Annotated in this window: 19 protein-coding genes; 6 read left to right on the forward strand and 13 right to left on the reverse strand. The window is 71.7% G+C overall.

Going from position 1 to position 21368, the window contains the following annotated elements; translation table 11 throughout:
• Positions 1-25: 25 nt before the first annotated feature.
• Positions 26-1183 (reverse strand): acyl-CoA dehydrogenase, encoded by a 1158-nt coding sequence (locus CG719_RS25340; protein WP_100570998.1) that lies wholly within the window; start codon positions 1181-1183, stop codon positions 26-28.
• A 171-nt stretch (positions 1184-1354) separates the two neighbouring features.
• On the opposite strand from CG719_RS25340, the gene CG719_RS25345 reads away from it, so the two are divergent.
• A complete protein-coding gene (locus CG719_RS25345; RefSeq protein ID WP_100570999.1) occupies positions 1355-2698 on the forward strand; it encodes a UDP-glucose dehydrogenase family protein in 1344 nt (447 codons plus the stop codon).
• A gap of 123 nt (positions 2699-2821) precedes the next feature.
• Here CG719_RS25345 and CG719_RS25350 read toward each other — a convergent pair whose 3' ends face one another.
• On the reverse strand, positions 2822-3328 hold the full coding sequence (locus tag CG719_RS25350) for a CGNR zinc finger domain-containing protein (protein WP_100571000.1): 507 nt from the start codon (positions 3326-3328) through the stop codon (positions 2822-2824).
• A 119-nt stretch (positions 3329-3447) separates the two neighbouring features.
• On the opposite strand from CG719_RS25350, the gene CG719_RS25355 reads away from it, so the two are divergent.
• Positions 3448-3804 carry a VOC family protein gene (locus CG719_RS25355; RefSeq protein WP_100571128.1) on the forward strand — a complete coding sequence of 119 codons (357 nt, stop codon included), beginning with the start codon at positions 3448-3450 and terminating at the stop codon, positions 3802-3804.
• A 79-nt stretch (positions 3805-3883) separates the two neighbouring features.
• Here CG719_RS25355 and CG719_RS25360 read toward each other — a convergent pair whose 3' ends face one another.
• Genes CG719_RS25360 through CG719_RS25370 form a run of 3 tightly spaced genes read right to left on the reverse strand, consistent with a single transcriptional unit; the run spans position 3884 to position 6761 of the window.
• On the reverse strand, positions 3884-5062 hold the full coding sequence (locus tag CG719_RS25360) for a dipeptidase (RefSeq protein ID WP_100571001.1): 1179 nt from the start codon (positions 5060-5062) through the stop codon (positions 3884-3886).
• Positions 5063-5067: 5 nt separating this feature from the next.
• Positions 5068-5592: a 5-(carboxyamino)imidazole ribonucleotide mutase gene (purE, locus tag CG719_RS25365; protein ID WP_100571002.1), complete on the reverse strand. Its 525-nt coding sequence runs from the start codon at positions 5590-5592 to the stop codon at positions 5068-5070.
• Entirely contained in the window at positions 5589-6761 is a 1173-nt protein-coding gene (locus tag CG719_RS25370) for a 5-(carboxyamino)imidazole ribonucleotide synthase (RefSeq protein ID WP_234375765.1), read from the reverse strand. The genes purE and CG719_RS25370 overlap by 4 nt, the downstream gene beginning before the upstream one ends.
• 293 nt (positions 6762-7054) lie before the next feature.
• Between CG719_RS25370 and CG719_RS25375 the strand changes: the two genes are divergently transcribed.
• Positions 7055-7600, forward strand: coding sequence for a GtrA family protein (locus CG719_RS25375; RefSeq protein ID WP_100571129.1), 546 nt, complete (start codon positions 7055-7057; stop codon positions 7598-7600).
• 29 nt (positions 7601-7629) lie between these two features.
• Here the strand turns inward: CG719_RS25375 and CG719_RS25380 are convergent, their stop codons facing one another.
• Positions 7630-8901, reverse strand: a complete 1272-nt coding sequence (locus CG719_RS25380) for an ATP-binding protein (protein ID WP_100571004.1) — start codon at positions 8899-8901, stop codon at positions 7630-7632.
• 35 nt (positions 8902-8936) lie between these two features.
• Positions 8937-9614, reverse strand: a complete 678-nt coding sequence (locus tag CG719_RS25385) for a response regulator transcription factor (protein WP_100571005.1) — start codon at positions 9612-9614, stop codon at positions 8937-8939.
• 535 nt (positions 9615-10149) lie between these two features.
• Between CG719_RS25385 and CG719_RS25390 the strand changes: the two genes are divergently transcribed.
• Positions 10150-11688 (forward strand): peptide MFS transporter, encoded by a 1539-nt coding sequence (locus CG719_RS25390; RefSeq protein WP_100571006.1) that lies wholly within the window; start codon positions 10150-10152, stop codon positions 11686-11688.
• Between the two features lie 66 nt (positions 11689-11754).
• On the opposite strand, the gene CG719_RS25395 is transcribed toward CG719_RS25390, so the two are convergent.
• Positions 11755-12303, reverse strand: a complete 549-nt coding sequence (locus CG719_RS25395) for an ATP-binding protein (RefSeq protein WP_100571007.1) — start codon at positions 12301-12303, stop codon at positions 11755-11757.
• A gap of 247 nt (positions 12304-12550) precedes the next feature.
• Positions 12551-12928 carry an STAS domain-containing protein gene (locus CG719_RS25400; RefSeq protein ID WP_100571008.1) on the reverse strand — a complete coding sequence of 126 codons (378 nt, stop codon included), beginning with the start codon at positions 12926-12928 and terminating at the stop codon, positions 12551-12553.
• Between the two features lie 237 nt (positions 12929-13165).
• On the opposite strand from CG719_RS25400, the gene CG719_RS25405 reads away from it, so the two are divergent.
• Entirely contained in the window at positions 13166-14101 is a 936-nt protein-coding gene (locus CG719_RS25405; protein ID WP_199836776.1) for an RNA polymerase sigma factor SigF, read from the forward strand.
• A gap of 94 nt (positions 14102-14195) precedes the next feature.
• Here CG719_RS25405 and hutI read toward each other — a convergent pair whose 3' ends face one another.
• The 4 genes from hutI to hutU all read right to left on the reverse strand — a co-directional run bounded on the left by hutI (position 14196) and on the right by hutU (position 19730).
• Complete coding sequence (gene hutI / locus CG719_RS25410; protein ID WP_100571009.1) at positions 14196-15368, reverse strand: imidazolonepropionase; 1173 nt, start codon at positions 15366-15368, stop codon at positions 14196-14198.
• Positions 15369-15394: 26 nt separating this feature from the next.
• The gene (locus CG719_RS25415; RefSeq protein WP_100571010.1) at positions 15395-16783 is read right to left on the reverse strand and encodes a formimidoylglutamate deiminase; all 1389 of its coding nucleotides are present in this window, start codon (positions 16781-16783) and stop codon (positions 15395-15397) included.
• A complete protein-coding gene (locus CG719_RS25420) occupies positions 16780-17982 on the reverse strand; it encodes an allantoate amidohydrolase (protein WP_100571131.1) in 1203 nt (400 codons plus the stop codon). The genes CG719_RS25415 and CG719_RS25420 overlap by 4 nt, the downstream gene beginning before the upstream one ends.
• A gap of 83 nt (positions 17983-18065) precedes the next feature.
• Positions 18066-19730 (reverse strand): urocanate hydratase, encoded by a 1665-nt coding sequence (hutU, locus tag CG719_RS25425; protein WP_100571011.1) that lies wholly within the window; start codon positions 19728-19730, stop codon positions 18066-18068.
• 241 nt (positions 19731-19971) lie between these two features.
• Between hutU and CG719_RS25430 the strand changes: the two genes are divergently transcribed.
• On the forward strand, positions 19972-21345 hold the full coding sequence (locus CG719_RS25430) for a diaminopimelate decarboxylase (RefSeq protein WP_100571132.1): 1374 nt from the start codon (positions 19972-19974) through the stop codon (positions 21343-21345).
• Positions 21346-21368 lie beyond the last annotated feature (23 nt).

Below are 21368 nucleotides of genomic sequence, written 5' to 3' on the forward strand. Positions count from 1 at the left end.
CGTCGAAGACGCGTGAAGAGACCTGCTACGGAAGGTTCCTCGCCATCACGATCCGCTGGACCTGGTTCGTGCCCTCGTAGATCTGCGTGATCTTGGCGTCGCGCATCATGCGCTCGACCGGGTAGTCGCGGGTGTAGCCGTAGCCGCCGAGGAGCTGGACGGCGTCCGTGGTGACCTCCATGGCGACGTCCGAGGCGAAGCACTTGGCGGCGGCGCCCTGGAAGGTCAGGTCGGAATCGCCCCGTTCGGACTTGGCGGCGGCCGCGTAGGTGAGGTTGCGGGCGGCCTCGATCTTCATGGCCATGTCGGCGAGCATGAACTGGATGCCCTGGAAGTCGGCGATCGGCTTGCCGAACTGCTTGCGCTCCTTGACATAGCCCTTGGCGTAGTCGAGGGCGCCCTGGGCGATGCCGAGGGCCTGGGCCGCGATGGTGATGCGGGTGTGGTCCAGGGTCTTCATCGCCGTGGCGAAGCCGGTGCCCTCGGCGCCGATCATGCGGTCGGCGGGGATGCGGACGTTGTCCAGGTAGACCTCGCGGGTCGGGGAGCCCTTGATGCCGAGCTTCTTCTCCGGGGCGCCGAAGGAGACCCCGGGGTCCGACTTCTCCACGACGAACGCCGAGATGCCCTTGCTGCGCTTGTCGGGGTCGGTGACGGCCATCACCGTGTAGAAGTCGGACACGCCCGCGTTGGTGATCCAGCGCTTGACGCCGTTGAGGACGTACGTGTCGCCCTCGCGGACCGCCTTGGTCTTCATGCCGGCCGCGTCGGAGCCCGCGTCCGGCTCGGACAGGCAGTACGAGAACATCGCGTTGCCCTTGGCGAGCGGGGTCAGGTACCGCTTCTTCAGCTCCTCGGAGCCGGAGAGCATCACCGGCAGCGAGCCCAGCTTGTTCACGGCCGGGATGAGGGAGGAGGACGCGCACACGCGGGCCACCTCCTCGATCACGATGACCGTCGCGAGGGCGTCCGCGCCGGCGCCGCCGTACTCCTCGGGCACGTGCACCGCGTGCAGGTCGTTGGCGACCAGCGCCTCCAGGGCCTCCTGCGGGAAGCGGGCCTCCTCGTCCACCACGGCGGCGTACGGCGCGATCTTCGCCTCGGCCAGCGAGCGGACGGCGTCGCGGAGCATGCCGTGCTCCTCCGACGGGCGGTACAGGTCGAAGTCAGCCGATCCGGCCAAGGTCTCTCACGCTCCAACGCTAATTACCGTTAAGTAACCCAAATTTTATGCGCCCGCCCCCGCCAGTGATACGTGAGCTTGGCGACAGCGGGGACATTGCCCGGCGAAGGCCCCGCGCATGCCCCCGATATGCTCGGGCACCGCATCACCGTCGTCTTTCCTGGAGCACCCATGAGCCTCAAGATCACTGTGATCGGGACCGGCTATCTCGGCGCGACGCACGCCGCGGCCATGGCCGAGCTCGGGTTCGAGGTGCTGGGTCTCGACGTGGTCCCCGAGAAGATCGAGATGCTCCGGCGGGGCGAGGTCCCGATGTACGAGCCCGGTCTCGAGGAGCTGCTGCGCCGGCACGTGGCCGGGATCGAGGGCTCGACCGGGCGGCTGAGCTTCACGACGGACTACGCGGAGGTTGCCGCGTTCGGCGACATCCACTTCGTCTGCGTGAACACCCCGCAGAAGCACGGCGAGTACGCCTGTGACATGAGCTACGTCGACTCCGCCGTCACCTCGCTCGCCCCGTACCTGACCGGCCCCGCGCTCGTCGTCGGCAAGTCGACCGTGCCCGTGGGGTCCGCGGACCGTCTGGCCCGTACGATCGCCGAACTCGCGCCCGCGGGCGCGGACGTGGAGCTGGCCTGGAACCCGGAGTTCCTGCGCGAGGGCTTCGCCGTGCAGGACACGCTGCGCCCGGACCGGATCGTGGTCGGCGTGCGCAGCGAGCGGGCGGAGAAGCTGCTGCGCGAGGTGTACGCCACGCCGGTCGGCGAGGGTTCCCCGTTCGTGGTCACCGACTTCCCCACCGCGGAACTGGTGAAGACCTCCGCGAACTCCTTCCTCGCCACGAAGATCTCCTTCATCAACGCGATGGCCGAGGTCTGCGAGGCCGCCGGCGGCGATGTGGCCAAGCTGGCCGAGGCCATCGGGCACGACGACCGGATCGGCCGGAAGTTCCTGCGGGCCGGCATCGGCTTCGGCGGCGGCTGCCTGCCCAAGGACATCCGGGCCTTCATGGCGCGCGCCGGTGAACTGGGCGCGGACCAGGCGCTGACCTTCCTGCGCGAGATCGACTCGATCAACATGCGCCAGCGCGGGCAGATGGTGGAACTGGCCCGGCAGGCGCTGGGCGGCGGGCCGTTCCTCGGCAAGCGGGTCGCGGTGCTCGGCGCCACCTTCAAGCCGGACTCGGACGACGTGCGGGACTCCCCCGCGCTCAACGTCGCCGGGCAGATCCACCTCCAGGGCGGCCAGGTGACGGTCTACGACCCCAAGGGCATGGAGAACGCCCGGCGGGTGTTCCCCACGCTCGGGTACGCCGGCTCCGCGCTGGAGGCCGTGCGGGGCGCCGACGTCGTCCTGCACCTGACGGAGTGGCGGGAGTTCCGCGAGCTGGACCCGGCCGGGCTGGGCGAGGTCGTGGCCGCCCGGGTGGTCCTCGACGGGCGGAACGCGCTGGACCCGGAGCTGTGGCGGCGGGCCGGGTGGACGTACCGGGCGATGGGCCGCCCGACCGCGTAGTCCCGCGCGGGCAGGCACACGAGAACAGGCGACGCCGGTTCGGCCGAGGCTCAGTCGGCCGAACCGGCGTCTGCACGCATTGTGCACCACACAGGCCGGTGTGAACGACGAACGGCCTGTGGATCACGTCTGCTTCGCCCGGTAGCGGCGCATCTTCGCGCGTGCTCCGCACACCTGCATCGAGCACCAGCGGCCGCGGCCGGCCGGGCTGCGGTCGTAGAACGCCCAGTGGCATGTGGCCGCCTCACAGGCCTTCAGCCGGGTCCAGGTGCCCGCGACGAGTGCCTCGGCGACGGCGGCCGCGACCCTGGAGAGCAGGGGGCCGTCGTCGGCGGGCGCGAGCGTGGCGGAGCCGTCCCGGGCGTCGACGGACACCAGCAGCGGCGCCCGCGCCAGCAGCTCGCCCAGCGGTGTCACCCGCCGGTGCGGCGGGTGACCGGCGTGGGCCAGCAGCACCGCCCGCAGCGACTCGCGCAGCTCGCGCGCCCGCTCCAGCTCCGCCTCGGAGATTCCCAGGCGCGCACGGGCCTCCACGGTGTCGAGCGAGTCGGCGCCCGTCTCGATGTCCAGCGTGTTCACCAGGGCCTCGACCAGCGCCAGGCTCCCGGGCGCGGACGATCTCTCACTCATGTCAGCGACGGTACCTCTTCAATACGGTTGCGCCGTTACTTGCTATACGTGGAGCATGCGGTAACGGTTACCGGTTACCCACTCCTATGGGTAACACCGTCTCCGACTGGGAGGAAGTCATGGCTCTCGCCAAGCTGGGTGTCGTCGTCCTGGACTGTCCCGACCCGCGCGCCCTCGCCGGCTTCTACGCCGAGGTGCTCGGCGGGACCGTGGAGGGCGAGGGCGACTGGGTGGACCTGAAGGTGCCGGGCGGTCCGGCGCTGGCGTTCCAGAGGGCTCCGGGGCACGTGCCGCCGAAGTGGCCGGCCGGGGACGCCTCGCAGCAGTTCCACCTGGACCTGGTCGTGGAGGACCTGGACGCGGCGGAGAAGGGGGTGCTGGCGCTCGGGGCCAAGCCCCTGGCCGAGCAGGGCGGCAGCAGCTTCCGCGTCTACGCCGACCCCGCCGGGCACCCGTTCTGCCTGTGCGCCTGCTGAGAGGCGTCCGGCGGTCGCCGTGTGCGCCGGACGGCAGGAGACACACATGCCGTGGTCTCCTGCCGTCCGGTACTGGAACTCAGCCGTCCAGTTCGGCGATCGTCGCGTTGGACGGTGTCCGGGTGGCCTGCGCGTCACGGGCGACGTCCTCCGCGGCGCCGAGGACGCGGACCGCGTTCTGCCAGGTGAGCTTGGCCAGGTCGGTCCTGGACCAGCCGCGGTCCAGGAGTTCCGCGATCAGGTTCGGATAGCCGGAGACGTCGCTGAGGCCGTCGGGGGTGAAGGGCGTGCCGTCGTAGTCGCCGCCGATGCCCAGGTGGTCGATGCCGGCGACCTCGCGCATGTGGTCGAGGTGGTCGGCCACCGTCGCGACCGTGGCGACCGGGCGCGGGTTCGCCTCCTCGAAGGCGTGGTGGACCTTCATCGCCCCGGCGGTGCTGTCGAGGGGGTGGAAGCCGTGCGCACGCATGTTCTCGTCGGCGGCGGACGTCCAGTCCACGGCCGCCTGGAGCACGAACTTCGGCACGAAGGTGACCATCGCGATGCCGCCGTTGGCGGGCAGCCGCTCCAGCACGTCGTCCGGGATGTTGCGGGGGTGGTCGCACACGGCCCGCGCGGAGGAGTGCGAGAAGATCACCGGCGCGCTCGTGGTGTCGAGTGCGTCCCGCATGGTCGTCGCGGCCACGTGGGAGAGGTCGACCAGCATGCCGAGCCGGTTCATCTCCCGGACCACCTCGCGGCCGAAGGCCGACAGGCCGCCCACGCCCGGCTCGTCCGTCGCCGAGTCCGCCCAGGCCACGTTGTCGTTGTGGGTGAGCGTCATGTACCGCACACCGAGCGCGTACAGCCCGCGCAGCGTGCCGAGGGAATCGGCGATGGAGTGGCCGCCCTCGGCGCCCATGAGGGAGGCGATGCGGCCCTCCGCACGCGCCGCCTCCATGTCGGCGGCGGTCAGCGCGGGCGCCAGGTCGGCCGGGTGACGGGCGAGCAGCTGCCGTACGCAGTCGATCTGTTCCAGCGTCGCCGGCACGGGGTCGGGCTGGTCCGCGCGGACGTAGACCGACCAGAACTGCGCGCCGACGCCGCCCTCGCGCAGGCGCGGCAGGTCGGTGTGCAGATGGGCGTTCTGCGGGGTGGCGATGTCGCGCGCGTCGAGGTCGTAGCGGACCTGCTCGCGCAGCGCCCAGGGCAGGTCGTTGTGGCCGTCGACGACGGGGAACTCCCGCAGCAGGTCCCGGGCTTCGTTCAGCGAGGTCATCGGCGTCACTTCCTGCCGAAGCCGAAGCCGCCGGAGTTCTCGACCTTGGCGCGCAGCCGCTTGCCCTTCTCGGTGGCCTGGTCGTTCAGCTCCTGCTGGAACTCCCGCATCCGGGCGAGCAGTTCCTCGTCGTGCGCGGCGAGCATCCGGGCGGCGAGCAGACCCGCGTTGCGGGCGCCGCCGACGGACACGGTCGCCACCGGGACTCCGGCCGGCATCTGCACGATCGACAGCAGCGAGTCCATGCCGTCCAGGTACTTCAGCGGGACGGGTACGCCGATCACCGGCAGCGGGGTGACCGAGGCGAGCATGCCGGGCAGATGGGCGGCCCCGCCCGCGCCCGCGATGATCGCCTTCAGGCCGCGGTCCGCCGCACGCTCGCCGTACGTGATCATCTCGCGCGGCATGCGGTGCGCGGAGACGACGTCGACCTCGTAGGAGATCTCGAACTCGTCGAGCGCCTCGGCGGCGGCCTCCATGACGGGCCAGTCGGAGTCCGACCCCATGACGATGCCAACAACTGGGCTCATTCGGTGATGGTGCCTCTCAGGTAGCCGGCTGCGTGACGGGCGCGTTCCAGCACGTCGTCCAGGTCGTCGCCGTAGGTGTTGACGTGGCCGACCTTGCGGCCGGGCTTCACGTCCTTGCCGTACATGTGGATCTTGAGCTGGGGGTCGCGGGCCATGCAGTGCAGGTACGCGGAGTACATGTCGGGGTAGTCGCCGCCGAGGACGTTGACCATGACGGTCCACCGGGCGCGCGGGCGGGGGTCGCCGAGCGGGAGGTCGAGGACCGCGCGGACGTGGTTGGCGAACTGGGAGGTGATGGCGCCGTCCATCGACCAGTGGCCGGAGTTGTGCGGGCGCATCGCCAGCTCGTTGACGAGGATGCGGCCGTCGCGGGTCTGGAACAGCTCGACGGCGAGGTGGCCGACGACACCGAGTTCCTTGGCGATGGTCAGCGCGAGCTCCTCGGCCCTGAGGGCGAGCCCCTCGTCGAGGTCGGGTGCCGGGGCTATCACGGTGTCGCAGACGCCGTTCACCTGCCGCGACTCCACCACCGGGTAGGCCACGGCCTGGCCGTGCGGGGAGCGTACGACGTTGGCGGCCAGCTCCCGGACGAAGTCGACCTTCTCCTCGGCGAGGACGGGCACGCCGGCGCGGAAGGGCTCGGCGGCCTCCTCGGCGGAGCCGACCACCCACACGCCCTTGCCGTCGTAACCGCCGCGGACGGTCTTCAGGACCACGGGGAAACCGCCCGCCCGTCGCCCACCGCCGCCCTCGCCGGAGGGCACTTCGTGCCCGCCCCTTTCGAGCTCCGCCGCGAACGCGGCCACGTCCCGCGGGTCGCTCACGATGCGGTGCCGCGGGCAGGGCACACCGATCGCGTCGAGCTTCGCGCGCATCACGCCCTTGTCCTGGGCGTGCACGAGCGCGTCGGGGCCGGGGCGCACGGGGATGCCGTCCGCCTCCAGGGCCCGCAGGTGCTCGGTGGGGACGTGCTCGTGATCGAAGGTGATCACGTCACAGCCCCGCGCGAACGCGCGCAGCGTGTCCAGGTCGCGGTAGTCGCCGATGACGACGTCGCTCACCACCTGCGCCGCGGAGTCCTGGGGAGTGTCACTGAGGAGCTTGAACCTGATGCCCAGCGGGATGCCCGCCTCGTGTGTCATACGAGCGAGCTGGCCACCGCCGACCATGCCGACTACCGGGAACGTCACGCTCCTAGGGTATCGGCCGCCACGCCGCGCACCGCTTCCGCGCCCGCCGGGGCCGCACCGGCGCCTCGCGGGGCTCTCACCCCCCGCACTGATGTACGCGACGTCACCCCCGTCGGCGTTCTTACCAGTCACTTCGACGGCTCTTTCCCGCCTTTTCCCGGACTCTTTCCGACCCGTTCCCGAGCTGATGCCTTGTGCACGGGGGCGGACGTGCGGCGCTGGTTAGCATGGCCGGGTTGACCGAACCGACCGAGACGGGGGCCTGCACGACCATGGAACATGGTTCCTCGGGGCTTCGACCGGCGCCCCCCGCGCCCCGCGGCGCGCTGCGCAGGCACGTGGACCAGCTCTGGCGCGAGGTCGTCAAGTTCGGCGCGGTGGGCGGGGCTGGGCTGCTGGTCAACCTGCTCGTGTTCAACCTGGTGCGGCACACGACCGGACTCCAGGTGGTGCGGGCCAGCGTCATCGCGACCGTCGTCGCGATCGTCTTCAACTACATCGGCTTCCGCTACTTCACGTACCGGGACCGCGAGAGGACCGGGCGCACCAGGGAACTGACGCTGTTCCTGCTGTTCAGCGCGGTCGGCCTGGTGATCGAGAACGGCGTGCTGTACCTGGCGACGTACGGCTTCGGCTGGGACAGCCCGCTGCAGAGCAACGTCTTCAAGTTCCTCGGCATCGGCATCGCGACCCTGTTCCGCTTCTGGTCGTACCGCACCTGGGTCTTCCGCACCCTGCCGGCCCGGCAGACCGTGGCGGGCGCGGAGTCCTTCCTCCAGACCGAGTCGAAGACGCCCCGGACCAGGGCCTTCCGCTAGGCCCCCGGCCCTCCCCCCGGCCCTGGCGGTCAGCGCACCGTCGGGTGGTCCTCCGGCTCCTTCTTGAGCGGCGGGGTGCGGGACAGGAACAGGCCGAAGACGGGCGGCTGGGCCTGGAGCAGTTCCAGGCGGCCGCCGTCGGCCTCGGCGAGGTCACGGGCGACGGCGAGTCCGATGCCCGTGGAGTTGCGGCCGCTGATGGTGCGCTCGAAGATCCGGGCGCCGAGGTCGGCGGGGACGCCGGAGCCCTCGTCGGTGACCTCCACCACGGCCTGGTTGCCGGTCACGCGGGTGCGCAGCGCCACCGTGCCGCCGCCGTGCATGAGGGAGTTCTCGATCAGCGCGGCCAGCACCTGCGCGACGGCACCCGGCGTGCCCACGGCCCGGAGGTGCCGCTTGCCGGAGCTGACGATCGCCCGGCCGGCGCTGCGGTAGGCGGGGCGCCACTCGGCGATCTGCTGCTGGATGACCTCGTCGAGGTCGAAGGAGACGGCGGAGCCGGTACGCGGGTCGCGGGAGTTGGTCAGCAGGCGGTCCACCACGTCGGTCAGCCGCTCGACCTGGGCGAGGGCGACGTTCGCCTCCTCCTTCACCGTGTCCGGATCGTCGGTGAGGGTGATCTCCTCCAGGCGCATGGACAGCGCGGTCAGCGGCGTACGCAGCTGGTGGGAGGCGTCGGCGGCGAGCCGGCGCTCGGCGGTCAGCATCCGGGCGATGCGCTCGGCCGATCCGTCGAGCACGTCCGCGACCCGGTCCAGTTCAGGGACGCCGTAGCGCTTGTGGCGGGGGCGCGGATCGCCGGATCCGAGGCGCTCGGCGGTCTCGGCCAGGTCGGTCAGCGGGGAGGCGAGCCGGTTGGCCTGGCGGACCGCGAGCAGCACCGCGGCGACCACCGCGAGCAGCGCCACCAGACCGATGATCAGCAGCGTACGGCCGACCTCGCGGGTCACCGAGGAGCGCGGCTCCTCCACCCGGACGGTCTCGCCCTGCTCCCCCGTGGCCGTGGAGTGGATCACGTCGCCGGACGGCTTGTCGCCGACCTGGATGGGCCGCTGCCCCGGAATGCCGATCACGGCGTACTGGCCGTCGGCCATCTGGTGGCGCAGGATCGCCGCGTTGACCGTCGCCTCGCCGAGCAGCCTGCTGTCGACGATGCTGGCCAGCCGCAGCGCCTCGGAGTCGACGCGCTCCTGGGCGCTGCTGCTGATGGTGCGGGTCTCCACGATCACCAGGGAGAGACCGAAGACGGCGATCACGACCAGGACCACGGCAAGCGTGGACTGGATCAGTCGGCGGCGCATGTACTCCTACCTGACGAAAGCGCGGGGCGGCCGGCTCAGCTCTTCTCGAAGCGGAAGCCCACGCCGCGCACGGTCGCGATGTACCGGGGGTTCGCCGCGTCGTCGCCGAGCTTCTTGCGCAGCCACGAGATGTGCATGTCGAGGGTCTTGGTGGACGACCACCAGGTGGTGTCCCAGACCTCGCGCATCAGCTGGTCGCGGGTGACGACCCGGCCGGCGTCCCGCACGAGCACCCGGAGCAGGTCGAACTCCTTGGCGGTGAGCTGGAGCTCCTCGTCGCCCATCCACGCGCGGTGGGACTCGACGTCGATGCGCACGCCGTGGGTGGCGGGCGGCTGCTGCGGTTCGGCGGCGCCGCGCCGCAGCAGGGCCCGGACGCGGGCGAGCAGTTCGGCGAGCCGGAAGGGCTTGGTGACGTAGTCGTCCGCGCCCGCGTCGAGGCCGACGACGGTGTCCACCTCGTCGGCGCGCGCGGTCAGGATCAGGATGGGCACCGTGTGGCCGTCGGAGCGCAGCCGGCGGGCGACCTCCAGGCCGTCCATGCCGGGCAGTCCGAGGTCCAGCACGACCAGGTCGACACCGCCCTGCATTCCGGCGTCGAGCGCGGCGGGTCCGTCCTCACGCACCTCGACCTCGTAACCTTCCCTGCGCAGTGCGCGAGCCAGCGGCTCCGAGATGGACGCGTCGTCCTCGGCGAGCAGTACACGGGTCATGGACCGATGGTAGTCCGCCGACGCCGCCCGCTGGGGCGGTCCTGCGGTGTGATCGACACGCGCGGTTCTTACCTTGCGGCCGGCCGGGCGCCGCCTCGGCGGCCCGCGCCACGGATCGCTCGGCCCGGATGTGATCGTTTGAGACCTCGGTAATAGACCTTCGAAAGCAGGGCAGGGTTCCCCTGTAGCCTGTGATCCATCTCTCAAGTCCTTCCATTTCCGGCAGTGTCCTGCCGTATGGTGGATTGAACGTCTGATGCACACAGGGGACCTTTGGCGATCGTATTGACGCTGAAGGTCTCTTTTGTGAGCGGGCCGGCCCGGGCCGGCCCGGAAAAGAACGACCTAGGGCCGGGCCTCGTACGCGCGTCGACGCGGGCAGAGGTGTGGATCCCGGTGGCCGTCGTCCCCCGCTTCGCGATCCGGAGCGGACTCCCCCTGGGCGTGGGGTGGACCTCGGGCCTGCCGGTGCCGGCCACCCCCACCGGGCGCACAACCGCCGAGGGCGGCGCGTCCCGACCAGCAAGGAACGACCATGGCGTCCAGCCTGACGAAGGACTCGGTCCATCCGGGCACCCCCGGTTCCGAGAAGACCTTCTTCGGCCACCCCCGCGGCCTGGCCACCCTCTTCATGACCGAGATGTGGGAGCGCTTCAGCTTCTACGGCATGCGCGCCCTTCTCGTCGTGTACCTGCTCTCCGGCGGCCCCGACGCCAAGAAGGGGAGCATGAGCGGTGGGCTCGGCATGGATCTGGCCACCACCACCGCCATCTACTCCGTCTATCTGTCGATGGTGTACCTGCTCGCCATGCCCGGCGGGTGGCTGGGCGACCGCGTCTGGGGTCCCCGCAAGACGGTGGCGATCGCCGCGATCACGATCATGGCGGGCCACGCGGTCCTGGCGCTGCCCGGTGGCCAGGCGTCCTTCTTCGCCGGTCTCGCGCTGGTCGCGCTCGGCTCCGGCCTGCTGAAGGCCAACATCTCCACCATGGTCGGCCACCTCTACAACGGCCCGGACGACCCGCGCCGCGACGGTGGCTTCACGATCTTCTACATGGGCATCAACATGGGTGCCTTCTTCGCGCCGCTGATCATCGGCACCGTCGGTCAGCAGGTCAGCTGGCACCTGGGCTTCGGCCTCGCCGCCGTGGGCATGGCGATCGGCCTCGCGGCCTTCCTCATCGGCACCCGGAACCTGAGCCCGCAGAGCAGCGTCGTGCCGAAGCCGCTGGCCGCCGCCGAGCGTGCCTCCTGGCTGCGCAAGGGCCTGACCTGGCTGGCCGTCGCCGCCGTCTTCTACGGCATCGTCGGCTTCACCGGCCACTTCACCCTGAACTGGGCGATGATCCCGCTCACCGTCATCGGTCTGGTCATCCCGGCCGGCGTCCTGCTGCGCATCAAGCGCGACAAGGAGCTGACGGGCGTCGAGCAGTCCAGGATGACCGGCTACATCTGGTTCTTCGTCGCGGCCGCCGCCTTCTGGATGATCTACGACCAGGGCGGTTCGACGGTCCAGGCGTTCGGTGAGACCAAGACCTCCTCCTCGCTGCTCGGCTTCGGCTTCCCCTCCTCCTGGTACCAGTCGCTGAACCCGGTGTTCATCATGGCGCTGGCCCCGGTCTTCGCCTGGTTCTGGCTGTGGCTGAGCCGCAAGGGCAAGGAGCCGAGCACGGTCGCGAAGTTCTCGGCCGCCCTGTTCTTCATCGGCGTCTCGTTCTTCTTCTTCCTGCTGCCGCTGGGCATGGCCGGCGGCGACACCATGGTCAGCCCGATGTGGCTGGTCGGCATCTATCTGATCCAGACCGTCGGCGAGCTGTGCCTCTCCCCGGTCGGCCTGTCGGTGACGACCAAGATGGCGCCGGCCAAGTACGCCAGCCAGATGATGGGCGTGTGGTTCCTCGCGGTCACCGCGGGCGACTCCATCACCAGCCTGCTGTCCAACCCGGCCGTGGCCGGGGTCGACCTCAGCGGGACGGGAGCGGTGGCCCTGGAAGCGGCCCTCGCCGCCCTCGCCGGTGTCGCGGTGTACATGTACCGCCGGAAGGTGAAGTCCCTGATGGGCGACGTCCACTGACGTCCCCCCGCGGCAACGCGAAAGGGCCGCCCCCGTGAGGGGCGGCCCTTTCGCGTTGCCGGTCTTTCAGGCGGGTGCGCCCAGCTCGGCCCACACTCTCTTGCCGGTGACGCCGGGGGCGCGGACGACGCCCCAGTCCAGGCACAGCCGCTGGACGATGAACATGCCGTGGCCGCCGGGGCGTCCGGCGCGGTGCGGGGTGCGCGGGGCGGGCTGTCCGGTGCCGCGGTCGGAGACCTCGAGGCGGATCACCTTGTTGTCGCAGGTGATCTCCAGCTGGTCGGGGCCCTCGGCGTGCAGGCAGGCGTTGGTGACCAGCTCGGAGACGACGAGGAGGACGTCCTCGGCGGCGGCCCGCTGGTCGGCGGTCGCGGCGGGCAGCCAGCCCCACGCGTACAGTGCCTGGCGGGTGAAGTCGCGGGCGAGCGGCACGACGCCGCTCTCGCCGTCGAAGCTCAGCCTGCGGATCTGGCGACTTCCGGACGGGGCCGCCGGCACGGCGGTCGCACCCCCTGGGGGTACCGCGCCCGCCGGCGCGTCCCCCTCGGACGCCCCGGAAGCGCCGCTGGACTCCGGGCCGCGGTCGCCCGGCGAGTAAGGCCGGGTGGTGCTCATCAGCGCTTCACCTCACCGATTCACCAGTTCACGATTCAAAAGTCACCAGTCACTTCACGTACACGCCGGTACGTCCGTTCATTCGCCGAATGCCGATAGCCGGCTCGCGAGGGCCGCCGATCCACTCAGGTTGTCTCCTGCCCGACCGATCGGGGGGAACACCCCCGTTTTCGGCCCGCCGTGCGGGCGCCCGGCGTACGCCGGGCGCGGAACACGAAAGGGGCACGTCGAGAGTCCCGGGGCCGGCTCAGCCGGCCTCGTCGGCCAGCGCGTCCTCCAGGGAGTCGTGCACGGTGAAGACCGCATCCGCCCCTGTGATCTCGAAGACGCGGGCCACCACCGGCAGCATCCCGGCCAGATGCACGCCCCCTCCGGCCGCCTCCGCCTTCAGCCGCGCGCCCAGCAGGACGTTCAACCCCGTGGAGTCACAGAACTCCAGACGTGAACAGTCCACCACCAGACGCGAGCGCCCCTTGTCGAGACACTCCTCGAGCGGCTCGCGCAGCAGGTCGGCCGTGTGGTGATCGAGCTCCCCCGCCGGCGTCACGACGGCACTGGAGCCCTCTTGCCGCACCTCCACCAGAAGCCGGCCCGACTGTGCGCTGCCGACCGTCCCGCGGTCCATGCCGTCTCTCTCCCGGGGTCTTGGCTGCTGACTGACGCCCTCGAACACTACGCCTTCCCTCACCGCTCCGACACCCGAACAACCACACACAACCGGACATAGCCCCACACAAGGAACTTGCGGCGGTGTTGGTAAAGCGGGTAGGGCTAGTAGGGACCCGCACCCGACACGGCCGGCTTTGGAGGCGCCGCACACCGCAGTGCACAAATTGGCTTCGGCAGCCATATGCCGAGAACGATGGAGGACATCATGTCACCCCGGCTCGACGCCTCGCATACCCGGATGGCGACGTCGGCATCCCCCACGGAGCACCTGGATCCCATCGAGTTTCCCGACGTACGCGCCGAGCGGGCCGACCAGGCCGACGCACTGGCCGGACTTCCGGACATCCCTCCGTACGACGAAGTGGCCCCCGACGACGCCCGGGCCCTGTCCAAGGCCCTCTTCGAGCGGCTGGAGTCCCTCGAGGAAGGCACTCACGCCTACTCGTACGTCCGCAACACGCTCGTCGAGCTCAACCTCGCGCTCGTCAAGTTCGCCGCCTCCCGCTTCCGCTCCCGCAGCGAGCCGATGGAGGACATCATCCAGGTCGGCACCATCGGCCTGATCAAGGCGATCGACCGGTTCGAGCTGTCCCGGGGCGTGGAGTTCCCCACGTTCGCGATGCCCACCATCATCGGTGAGATCAAGCGCTTCTTCCGCGACACCTCCTGGTCCGTACGCGTCCCGCGCCGGCTCCAGGAACTGCGGCTGGACCTCGCCAAGGCCGGTGACGAACTGGCCCAGCGGCTCGACCGCGCCCCCACGGTCGCCGAACTCGCAGAGCACCTCGGTCTGTCCAACGACGAGGTGGTGGAAGGCATGGCCGCCTCCAACGCCTACACCGCCTCGTCGCTGGACGCCCAGCCCGAGGAGGACGACTCCGAGGGCGCCCTCGCGGACCGCATCGGCTACGAGGACCACGGTCTCGAAGGCATCGAGTTCGTGGAGGCGCTGAAGCCGCTGATCGCGCAACTGCCCTCCCGGGACCGGAAGATCCTGTCCCTGCGGTTCGTCGCCAACATGACCCAGTCGGAGATCGGCGACGAACTGGGCATCTCGCAGATGCACGTCTCCCGGCTGCTGTCCCGCACGCTCGGCCAACTGCGCAAGGGCCTGACACTCGAGGAGTGACCGGGTGACGGGGCGGCGGTGAAGCGCCGGCCGACGGCCCAGGCGGCCGCGGCCGGCGCTTCACCGCCGCCCCGTGCGGTCCTGTCGGTCCTGCTCAGGCCTCCCGCACGCCGCGCCGCCAGACCTCGGTGACCAGCGGGACGCCCGGCCGGTAGGCCAGGTGCACATGGCTGGGCGCGTCCAGGACGGCGAGGTCGGCGCGGGCGCCCGGGGACAGACGGCCGACGTCGTCGCGGCGCAGGGCCCTCGCACCGCCCGCCGTCGCCGCCCAGACCGCCTCGTCCGGGGTCATGCCCATGTCGCGTACGGCGAGCGCGATGCAGAAGGGCACCGAGGACGTGAAGGACGAGCCCGGGTTGCAGTCGGTGGACAGGGCGACCGTGACACCCGCGTCGAGGAGGCGGCGGGCGTCGGGCCACTGGGCGCGGGTGGAGAACTCGGCGCCGGGCAGGAGCGTGGCGACCGTGTTCCCGTTCGCCAGCGCGTCCACGTCCGCGTCGGTCAGATGCGTGCAGTGGTCGGCGCTGGCCGCGTCGAGCTCTACGGCGAGCTGGACGCCGGGGCCGTGGCTGAGCTGGTTGGCGTGGATGCGCGGGAGCAGGCCCTTGGCCATGCCCGCGGTGAGGATCTCCCGGGCCTGGTCGCCGTCGAAGGCGCCCTTCTCGCAGAAGACGTCGATCCAGCGGGCGTGCGGGGCGCAGGCGTCCAGCATCTCCCCGGTGACCAGGGCGACGTACGCCGCCGGGTCCCCGGCGTGGTCAGGGGAGACGATGTGGGCTCCGAGGTAGGTGACCTCGTCGGTGTGCGCGGCGGCGATGCGCAGGGCGCGGGCCTCGTCGGCGACGGTGAGGCCGTAGCCGGACTTGGTCTCGAACGTGGTCGTGCCCTGGCGCAGGGCCTCGGCGAGATAGCGGGTGAGGTTGGCCTCCAGCTCCGCGTCGGTGGCGGCGCGGGTGGCGGCGACCGTGGTGCGGATGCCGCCGGCGCTGTAGGCCCGGCCGGACATGCGGGCGTTGAACTCCTCGGTGCGGTCGCCCGCGAAGACCAGGTGGGAGTGGGAGTCGACGAAGCCGGGGATCACCGCCCGGCCGCCGGCATCGACCCGGTTGTCAGTGGCGGGTGCTTTGCTGGATTCACCGGTCCACGCGACGTGGTCGCCGTCGATGACGACGGCCGCGTCCCGGACCAGTCCGAGGGGGGATCCGTCACCGAGGGAGGGGTCGTTGGTGACCAGCGTGGCGATGTTGGTGATGACGGTGCTGCTCATGGTGTCCTCAGGGGTGACGGGGGGATTCAGCCGCGCAGTGCCTCGACGGCGCCTGCCAGCGCCGACGGCACATCCGGTACGAGGGTGTGGGCGCTGTCCCGCACGACGTGCCGGCCGGCCACGACCGTATGGCGTACGTCGGCGGCGGTCGCCGCGAATACGGCCGTCTCGGCGCCGAGCCTGGGCAGCGTCCCCGCTGTCCTGACCGAGTCCAGCGCGAGCGTCGTGAAGTCGGCGTGGGCGCCGGGGGTGAGGCTGCCCGCGTCGGACCAGCCGAGGGCGGCGTGCCCGTCGGCGGTGGCGGCCCGCAGCAGGGACGCGGCCGTCCAGTGGCCGCGGGTGCGGGTGCGCAGCCGCTCGTTCAGCTCCATCCCTCGGGCCTCTTCGAGCAGGTCGATGACGGCGTGGCTGTCGGAGCCCAGGGAGAGCGGGGAGCCGGCGCGCTGGAGGGCGACGGCGGGTCCGGTGCCGTCGGCCAGGTCCCGCTCGGTGGTCGGGCACATGCAGGTGCCGGTGCCGGATCCGCCGAGCAGGGCGATGTCCTCGTCGGTCAGGTGGGTGTTGTGCACGCCGGTCGTGCGCGGGCCGAGGACGCCGTGGTCGGCCAGCAGCCGGGCCGGGGTGCACCCGTGGGCGGCCTGGCAGGCGTCGTTCTCGGCGGTCTGCTCCGACAGGTGCACATGGAGCGGGGCCCGCCGCTCCTCGGCCCACCGCGCCACCGTCTCCAGCTCCCGCGCCGGCACGGCCCGTACGGAGTGCACGGCGGCACCGATCCGCGCGTGATCGTGTTCCTTGAGAACTGAACAGCGTTCGGCCCAGGCCTCGGCCGTCCCGTCGGAGAAGCGGAGCTGGTGAGTGTCGGGCGACTGCCCGAACCCGGAGGACAGGTAACAGGTGTCGAGGAGGGTGATGCGGATCCCGGCTTCGGCGGCGGCCGCGATCAGGGCCTCGCCCATCGCGTTCGGGTCGGCGTACCGGGTGCCTCCCGGCGCGTGGTGGACGTAGTGGAACTCGCCGACGGCCGTGATGCCGGCCAGCGCCATCTCGGCGTACACCGCGCGGGCCAGCGCGTGGTACGTCTCGGGAGTGAGCCGGTCGGCGGTGGAGTACATGACCTCGCGCCAGGTCCAGAAGGTCCCCGAGCCGACCTGGACGGTGCCGCGCAGGGCCCGGTGGAAGGCGTGGCTGTGCGCGTTGGCGAGTCCCGGGATCGTGAGGCCCCGCAGCACCTCGGCGCCCGGCGGCGGGACGGGCACGCCCGTGCGGACGGCCGCGACGCGGCCGCCGCGCACGTCGAGCGCCACGCCCGGCTCGATGGGGGTCCCCCCTGCTCGAGCGCCGTCGAGAGCTTGGGGGAGGGTGCCGAGCCAGGCCTGCTCCAGCCAGTACGTCCGCGTCTGCTCGGTGGGGGTCACGTGCAGGCCAGCCCTTCCAGTACGTCGGCGAGCGCGCGCACTCCGGCCACGCAGTCGTCCTCGGCCGCGGATTCGGCCGGGGAGTGCGAGACACCGGTGGGGTTGCGCACGAACAGCATGGCGGTCGGGACGGTCCCGGACAGGATTCCGGCGTCGTGTCCGGCGCCCGTGCCGAGCACCGGCACCTTCAGGTCGGTGTCCGTGCCCAGGAGGCGGGCGAGTTCGTCGCGCAGGGCGTGGTCGAACTCGACGACGGGGGTGAAGGACTCGCGGACCACGTCCAGGTCGGCGCCGTGAGCGGCGGCGTACTCGCGGGCCGCCTTCTCGACGCCGGTGACCACGGTGTCCAGGGTCGTCTGGTCGGCGGCGCGGGAGTCGAGCCAGCCGCGCACCAGGGACGGGATCGCGTTGACGCCGTTCGGCTCGACGGCGATCTTGCCGAAGGTGGCGACGGCGCCCGCGAGCGCGGCCTCGCGCCGGGCCGCGAGCACGGTCTCCGCGTACGGCAGCATCGGGTCGCGCCGGTCGACGAGCCGGGTGGTGCCCGCGTGGTTGGCCTCGCCCCGGAAGTCGAACCGCCACCGCCCGTGCGGCCAGATGGCACTGGCCACACCGACGGCGTCGCCGGTCAGGTCGAGGGCGCGGCCCTGCTCGACGTGCAGTTCGACGAAGGCGCCGATGCGCGCGAGCCGCTCCGGGTCGGGTCCGAGGGCGTCGGGGTCGTACCCGGCGGCCTCCATGGCCCTGGGCAGGGTGACCCCGTCGGCGTCGGTGAGCCGGTGCGCCTGCTCGACGGTGAGGTGCCCGGCGGTCAGCCGCGAGCCGGTGCAGGCAAGGCCGAACCGGGCGCCCTCCTCGTCACCGAAGTTGACGAGGGCGAGCGGCTTGGTGAACCGCGCGTTCCTGCCGCGCAGTTCGTCGAGGGCGGCGAAGGAGGACACGACGCCCAGCGGCCCGTCGAAGGCCCCGCCGTCGGGCACGGAGTCGAGGTGCGACCCGGTGACCACGGCGTCCCCGGCCTCGGGGTCGCCGAGCCAGGCCCACTGGTTGCCGTTGCGGTCGACCTCGTAGGCCAGCCCGCGGTCCTCGGCCTGCTGCCGGAACCAGGCCCGGCACTCGGCGTCGGCCGCGGTCCAGGCGAAGCGCCGGTAACCGCCGGACCCGGGGTGGCGCCCGATGGGGAGCAGTTCCCGCCACATCGTGTGGAAGGAGTCGCCCACGGCGGGCGCCGGGGTCCGCGCCGCGGCCGGACGGACCTCGTCCGGGTCGGCGGGATGCCGCGTCACGCCTCCTCGCCCTCGCGCATGGGCACGCGCACCCCGCGTTCACCGGCCACCGACTCCGCGATGTCGTACCCGGCGTCCACGTGCCGGATCACGCCCATGCCGGGGTCGTTGGTGAGCACCCGGCGGATCTTCTCCCCGGCGAGCGCGGTGCCGTCGGCGACCGTCACCTGTCCGGCGTGGATGGACCGTCCCATGCCGACGCCGCCGCCGTGGTGGATCGACACCCAGGACGCGCCCGAGGCCACGTTCACCATCGCGTTCAGCAGGGGCCAGTCGGCGATCGCGTCGGAGCCGTCGAGCATGGCCTCGGTCTCCCGGTACGGGGAGGCGACGGAGCCGCAGTCGAGGTGGTCCCGGCCGATCACGATCGGCGCCTGGAGCTCACCGCTCGCGACCATGTCGTTGAACCGCTCGCCCGCCTTGTCGCGCTCGCCGTAGCCGAGCCAGCAGATGCGGGCGGGCAGGCCCTGGAAGTGGACGCGCTCGCCGGCCAGCTTGATCCAGCGCGCCAGGGACTCGTTCTCGGGGAACAGCTCCAGGATCGCCTTGTCGGTCTTGGCGATGTCGGACGCCTCACCGGACAGCGCGGCCCAGCGGAACGGGCCCTTGCCCTCGCAGAACAGCGGCCGGATGTAGGCGGGGACGAAGCCGGGGAAGGCGAACGCCCGCTCGTACCCGGCGAGTTGGGCCTCGCCGCGGATCGAGTTGCCGTAGTCGAAGACCTCGGCGCCGGCGTCCATGAAGCCGACCATGGCCTCGACGTGCCGGGCCATGGACTCGCGGGCCCGGGTGGTGAAGCCGGCCGGGTCCTTGGCGGCCGCGTCGGCCATGTCGTCGAAGTCGGTGCCCAGCGGCAGGTAGGCCAGCGGGTCGTGGGCGGAGGTCTGGTCGGTGACGATGTCGATGGGCGCGCCCATCGCGAGGAGCTGCGGTACGAGTTCGGCGGCGTTGCCGAGCACGCCGATGGACAGGGGCTTGCGCTGGTCGCGCGCCTCCACGGCCAGGTGGAGGGCGTGCTCCAGGGAGTCGGCCTTCACGTCGAGGTAGCGGTGCTCGATGCGCCGCTCGATGGCGCGCGGGTCGCAGTCGACGCAGATGGCCACGCCGTCGTTCATGGTGACGGCGAGGGGCTGGGCGCCGCCCATGCCGCCGAGGCCGGCGGTCAGGGTGATGGTCCCGGCGAGCGTGCCGCCGAACTTCTTCGCGGCGACGGCGGCGAAGGTCTCGTAGGTGCCCTGGAGGATGCCCTGGGTGCCGATGTAGATCCAGGACCCGGCGGTCATCTGGCCGTACATGGTCAGGCCGAGGGTCTCCAGGCGGCGGAACTCCTCCCAGTTGGCCCAGTCGCCGACGAGGTTGGAGTTGGCCAGCAGCACCCGCGGGGCCCACTCGTGGGTCTGCATGACGCCGACCGGGCGGCCGGACTGGACGAGCATGGTCTCGTCGGCCTTGAGGGTCCGCAGTGTGCGGACCATGGCGTCGAAGGAGCGCCAGTCGCGGGCGGCCTTGCCGGTGCCGCCGTAGACGACGAGCTTGTCGGGGTGCTCGGCGACCTCGGGGTCGAGGTTGTTCTGGAGCATCCGCAGGGCGGCTTCCTGCTGCCATCCCAGGGCGCTCAGTTCCGTACCGCGCGGCGCTCGTACGGGGCGGGGTCCTGACATGGTCTGCCTCCTGGTGGGTGCTCCCGGGATTATTACTGCGTCTATTCACATCCTGGCTTGATGAATAGAACTAGTCAATACGTGCGCGCCGTCCGGCGCGCGCGGCCTGGGCGGATGTTTGCCCGGCTCCAGGTCAGGAAGGCAGGACCTGGAGGCACACCGACGGGACCGGGGGCACGGCATGGCCGAGAACATCAACGGCGACACCGACGACGACATCGACGAGGGCGTCAACGAGGGCATGGACCGGAGCCTCGCCGAGGCGGACCGCGAGCGGGCCGCGCGGCGGGACCAGGCGGTGCGGGCCGCGGTTGCGCAGGGGCTGCTCGCCCCCGGCTCCGCCGTCGTGGGTCTGCTCGACGTGGTCGGCATCCGGGAGTCCGCGGCGGCGCTCCGGGCGGCGTTCGAGGCGGTGCTGGCGCCGGGAACCCCGGTGCTGCACGCCTTCGCGGTCAAGGCGACCCCGCTCGTGCCCGTCCTGCGGCTGCTGCACGAGGAGGGCGTCGGCGCCGAGGTGGCGAGCCCGGGGGAACTGGCGCTGGCGCGGGCGGCCGGGGTGCCGCCGGCCCGTACCGTCCTGGACTCCCCCGCGAAGACGCCGGCCGAGCTGCGCGAGGCGCTGGAACTGGGCATCGCCGTCAACGCGGACAACCCCCAGGAGCTGGCCCGCATCGACGCCCTCGTGGGCTCCGGCACCCCTCGCTCACCGCTGGGGATACGGGTGAACCCGCAGGTCGGCGGGGGTGCCATCGAGGCGCTGTCGACGGCCACGGCGACCTCGAAGTTCGGGGTGGCGCTGCGCGACGAGGGCGCCCGCGAGTGGGTCGTGCGGGCGTATCTCGACCGTCCGTGGCTGACCCGGCTGCACGCCCACACCGGGTCCCAGGGCATCCCGCTGTCCCTGATGGCGCAGGGCGTGGCGCGGACGTACGAGCTCGCCGAGGAGATCAACGCGCGCGCGGGACGGCTGCAGATCGACACCCTCGACATCGGCGGCGGGCTGCCGGTGAACTTCGGCTCCGAGGCGACCGCACCGACGTACGCGGACTACGCGCGGCTGCTGCGCGAGGTGGTGCCGGGGCTGTGCGAGGGGCGGTACGGGCTGGTGACCGAGTTCGGGCGGTCGCTGCTGGCCAAGCAGGGCACGACGGTGGCGCGGGTGGAGTACACCAAGAGCGCCGGGGGGCGGCCGGTCGCCGTGACCCACGCGGGCGTGCAGGTCGCGACGCGCACGGTCTACGTGCCGGAGGCCTGGCCGCTGCGCCTGGCCGCGTACGACGCGAAGGGGCGGCCCAAGCCGGGACCCGAGGTGGTGCAGGACGTGGCCGGGCCCGCCTGCTTCGCGGGCGACCTGCTCGCCGAGGCCCGCGCGCTCGCCCTGCTCGAACCGGGCGACCATGTGGCGGCGCTGGACACCGGGGCCTACTACTTCGCCCACCACTACGCCTACAACTCCCTGCCCCGGCCCGGGGTCCACGGCTACGTCCCGGACGGTTCCGGAGGCGTCGCGTTCGCCCTCGTGCGCGAGCCGCAGCCGGTCGAGGAGATCGTGGCCGAGTCCGGAGGGGCGCACGCGTCGGCCCTCACCACCTTGGGCACACCCGGGCGCGCCTGAGGAACGCCGGAGGCCTCGCGGCA

The sequence above is a fragment of the Streptomyces sp. CB01373 genome, from assembly GCF_002803075.1.
GTDB lineage: Bacteria > Actinomycetota > Actinomycetes > Streptomycetales > Streptomycetaceae > Streptomyces.